This is a genomic window from Siphonobacter sp., from assembly GCF_048595215.1.
Lineage (GTDB): Bacteria > Bacteroidota > Bacteroidia > Cytophagales > Spirosomataceae > Siphonobacter.
The window spans coordinates 1-4,247 of record NZ_JBMDWJ010000307.1; the positions used below are offsets into that span (position 1 = coordinate 1).

The 4,247-nt window shown below is 46.7% G+C and carries 6 protein-coding genes; 4 read left to right on the forward strand and 2 right to left on the reverse strand.

Going from position 1 to position 4,247, the window contains the following annotated elements:
• From ACOJTG_RS18885 to ACOJTG_RS18895, 3 genes are all read left to right on the forward strand, one after another.
• On the forward strand, positions 1-413 hold a 413-nt coding region (locus tag ACOJTG_RS18885; protein ID WP_420155246.1), incomplete at its 5' end, for an aldo/keto reductase.
• 8 nt (positions 414-421) lie between these two features.
• Positions 422-1,309, forward strand: coding sequence for a helix-turn-helix domain-containing protein (locus ACOJTG_RS18890; RefSeq protein WP_420155247.1), 888 nt, complete (start codon positions 422-424; stop codon positions 1,307-1,309).
• Positions 1,310-1,730: 421 nt separating this feature from the next.
• A complete protein-coding gene (locus tag ACOJTG_RS18895) occupies positions 1,731-2,234 on the forward strand; it encodes a DUF421 domain-containing protein (RefSeq protein ID WP_420155248.1) in 504 nt (167 codons plus the stop codon).
• A 50-nt stretch (positions 2,235-2,284) separates the two neighbouring features.
• Here ACOJTG_RS18895 and ACOJTG_RS18900 read toward each other — a convergent pair whose 3' ends face one another.
• Together ACOJTG_RS18900 and ACOJTG_RS18905 are read right to left on the reverse strand one after the other, a co-directional pair.
• A complete protein-coding gene (locus ACOJTG_RS18900) occupies positions 2,285-3,037 on the reverse strand; it encodes an SDR family NAD(P)-dependent oxidoreductase (RefSeq protein WP_102199821.1) in 753 nt (250 codons plus the stop codon).
• Between the two features lie 54 nt (positions 3,038-3,091).
• The gene (locus ACOJTG_RS18905) at positions 3,092-3,733 is read right to left on the reverse strand and encodes a hypothetical protein (RefSeq protein ID WP_420155249.1); all 642 of its coding nucleotides are present in this window, start codon (positions 3,731-3,733) and stop codon (positions 3,092-3,094) included.
• Between the two features lie 198 nt (positions 3,734-3,931).
• Between ACOJTG_RS18905 and ACOJTG_RS18910 the strand changes: the two genes are divergently transcribed.
• Positions 3,932-4,247: metallophosphoesterase family protein (locus ACOJTG_RS18910; RefSeq protein WP_420155250.1), on the forward strand; the 316-nt coding region annotated here is incomplete at its 3' end.

Below are 4,247 nucleotides of genomic sequence, written 5' to 3' on the forward strand. Positions count from 1 at the left end.
TGGCAACCTTACAGGAACTGGGTATTGGTTTTGTAGCGTACTCACCGCTGGGCCGTGGCTTCTTGTCTGGACAGATCAAAAGTATCGATGACCTACCTGAGCATGATTTTCGCAGGGCCATCCCGCGTTTTCAGGGCGAAATGTTTAACAAGAACATTGAATTGGTTAAGGCCATTGAAGCGATGGCTGAAACCAAACACGTTACTTCTTCGCAGTTAGCTTTGGCTTGGATCATGAGCAAAGGCATTCTGCCGATCCCCGGCACGAAACGCCGGAAGTACCTGGAACAAAATATTGCGGCAACCACGATTGAATTAACTCCGGAGGATTTATCACACCTGGAAAGCATCGTGCCTTTAGGTACGGATACCGGTGCCCCTTACGATGAGTTCAGTATGGGATTAATTGATTAATTTTAGGGATGAACGCCATCAACTCCATCTCGGAATTTCACCGTCTACTGTCCTTACCGGAACCTCGCCACCCGCTGGTAAGCGTAATCAATCTGGCAGAAAGTGTTTTTTTGGAAGACGAGATCTGGAAAGGTTTTGTCAACCGCTTTTATTGCGTAGCCCTTAAACGCGAAGCCAAAGGCAAGATCCGGTACGGACAGCAGCATTATGATTACGATAAGGGAGTACTGAGTTTCACGGCACCCAATCAAGTGCAACAACTGGACCTGCATACGATGGAATGCGGGTCCGGTTATCTCCTGATCTTTCACCCGGACTTCCTGTTACAGCATACGCTGGCGAACAGCATTCATCACTACGGTTTTTTCGATTACGCGATAAACGAAGCACTGCACCTGTCAGCCGAGGAAGAAGATGACCTGATCACGATTCTTCATAAAATCGATAAGGAGTGCCAGCATATCGATAAGTATACGCAGGAGATCATCCTGACGCAGATCGAGAGCCTGCTAAAATACTCCAACCGTTTTTATGAACGGCAGTTTTTGACCCGCAAGAATAATAATTCAGCCCTGCTAACCCGGTTCGAGCAGTTGATCGATGACTACTTTACCAGCGACGCCCAGCGTTTGCTCACGGTAAAACATATTGCGGAACAGATGAATCTGTCGCCGAACTACTTGAGTGACCTGCTTCGGGTTCATACGGGTCAGAACACCCAGCAACATATTCATGAAAAACTGATCGCGAAAGCCAAAGAAAAACTTTCCACGACCAATCTCTCGGTCAGCGAGATCGCCTATGCCCTGGGCTTTGAGCACACACAATCCTTTAGCACGCTTTTCAAGAAAAAGACAAATCTATCGCCACTGGAATTTCGTCAGGCTTTTAACTGATCTCTGAAAATTACTTTAGAGACTGACCATCTGGCCAAAACTAAAGGTATCAGAGAAATACTTACCATTAAGCTGAGGCCGGGTCATTTCACCAATGACCCGGCCTCAGCTTTTACAATGCTTGCCTCTACCTTACTCCTGCTTCCTGACCCATGTTTAAGCAGAACGTTGCTAGTTGAAATTCTACTACTCTTCACCCGTTCCTTCAAGGTTAAAAGTCTTATAATAGCTTTCAATAGGATCGCCAGGGTAACGCTAACCATAGTGCTCACCCGTTAGCCACGCTATCGCCTACCATTCCCCTCTTCATTCGTTTGTGTTTGGTATAATCCCACGTTTCGGGTATATAGCCATTAGAAATCACCTGATATCCCTAGTGTGTTGGATGCTCGCGACCCACATCTTATTTTACGAACCGATTATGAATGAACTACTGAACATTAGCGGCCGGGCCGTGGCCGTTTACCTGTTTATTATTGTGTGCATCCGTTTTTTCGGAAAGAAGGAACTCACGCAGCTATCGGTCGTTGATCTGGTTTTTGTCTTACTGATTTCCAATGCCGTACAAAATGCCATGGTAGGCCCAGATACGAGCTTGATGGGCGGAGTAGTCGCGGCGGGAGCTTTATTTGCGAGTAATTTCGTGCTGAAAAAACTCTTGTACCGGAGTCCACGAATCAATCATCTTTTACAGGGCGAACCCATTCTCCTGGCATATAAAGGCCACGTAAAAGATCGGAATCTGGCAAAGGCTCAGATTAGCGTCAATGAACTGGAGGCTGCCATTCGTGAACACGGCGTGGAACGCTTAGAGAAAGTTGACCTAGCGGTCTTGGAAGTGGATGGGAATATCAGCGTCATGTCAGATGACTTTTCGAAGAAGACTCGTCACAAAAGAGTCCGCCCCAAAATTAACCCTATGTAAAGAAGTTACGTATACGGCCCACTCAATAACGCAGGCCGTATACGTAACGCTTAGTCTTTCTTCAGAAGCATGGCTGAAGCCTGAGCCGTCGGGAAAATCAGAATGTCGGCCAGTACTACGTGGGGTGGCCGGGTCACTACGAATGTGATGGTTTCGGCGATATCTTCGGCCGAAAGCGGTGTGAATCCCTGGTACACCAGATCTGCCCGTTTATCATCACCCTTGAAACGAACCAATGAAAATTCCGTTTCTACGGCTCCCGGAGCGATGTTGGTAACTTTCACACCAAAAGGATTCAAATCCATACGCATGCCCTGACTAATGCTTTCTACGGCCGACTTGGAAGCACAATACACCGTTCCGTTGGGGTACGTTTGCTTACCCGCTACCGAACTGATGTTAATAATGTGGCCACTTCGCCGAGCAATCATACCGGGCATCACTAGTTTCGACACGTACAGAATGCCCTTTACGTTTCCATCAATCATGGCATCCCAGTCGTCGGGATCATTTTCCTGAATAGGGCCCAGCCCGTGAGCATTACCCGCGTTGTTAACCAGAATGTCGATTCCCTGCCAAGACTCCGGAACTCGTGAGAACGCCTCCTCCACATCTTCGCGGTAGCGAACGTCGAAGTTGAGCGTGTATACTTCCACCTTGTCCTGCAGTTCTTCTTTGAGTTCATCCAATCGTTCCTGGCGTCGGCCGTGCAATAAGAGCCGATAACCCAGTTCAGCAAAAGCGAGAGCCGTCGCTCTGCCAATCCCGGAAGTAGCCCCGGTAATAAATGCGGTACGTGACATAAAAAAGTAATTACCGATGTACGGATAGAATGATAACTGGATACTTACGGACTATTAGTTCAACGAGTGATACAAGAGAAAGCTCAGCAAGCGTTCGAACGTTTGCTGTTCCTCGATGGAAGCTCCCAGCTTGGCCACCTGGACCCGATACAAGTCGATGAGCCGTAAAAACCGTTCGTGATTACTAAATCTGGCGACGATAATTCCCTTAAAACAGCGGTGTATCTGGTTATACAGATACTTGCTGGGTTTGGTCGGTTCATCGTTGAGCAAGTGATTCAACGCCTTAAGCGAACCATATTTTTCCATAAAGGCAAAGCCCTGATTCAATAAAAATTCCTTGATCTGGTCGCAAACGTCGTTTAAATCCTCGGTGCTTTGCAACTTGTACCGGAAATATTTATCATCATTAAATTTCCCTACTGAAATCACCAGCGTATTTGCATCTTCGCGATATTCCTCGGCATTATCGAGAAATTGCTGGGCTAGAAACTCAATTTCCTGATGCCGCAAACCAATGCTTACATCCAACCAGATTTCGTTGGTTCGATACGAGGTAGAAAAGACAACATTGTAAAATCCAACCGGCGTTTGCTTTCTGAACTGCTTTCGATCCGAAAGCAATTCAAACCCATTCTCGGCGAAGAAAACACTGAGTTTTTGATACAGCTCGGTTTCAAAAGGTGTAATAATCATAAGCAATAAATCATTGATTGTCTATTGATTAAAGTGAAATACTTGCTTTCAATTCCAAGGAAATCAGAAGTAGTTCAACTCAGATAACGGTAAGCATAACGGGTCTCTATACGTTATCTCAACAGAAGGTAACACATGATTTTCACTGACTTTCAGCGAAACGACTGCCGGGTGGCAAGGTAAAAGGATACTTTAGAAATGAAAAAGATTTTATTATTTTCTGACACACACGGCTGGTTCGACGAAGCCCTGGATTCACACTGTCGCTGGGCGGACGAAATCTGGCACGCGGGAGATTGGGGTACCGGTGTGTATGAACGCCTCCAAATGTATGCCAGACCCATTCAGGGCGTCTACGGAAACATTGATGGTACGCCAATACGTTCCCTGTTTCCACTGATCAATCATTTTACCTGTGAAGGCGTTAAGGTGGGAATGACGCACATTGCCGGAACACCCGGTCGCTACAAACCCGATGCCCGTCAGCTGCTGCGGGAACAAAAACCCGATGTAC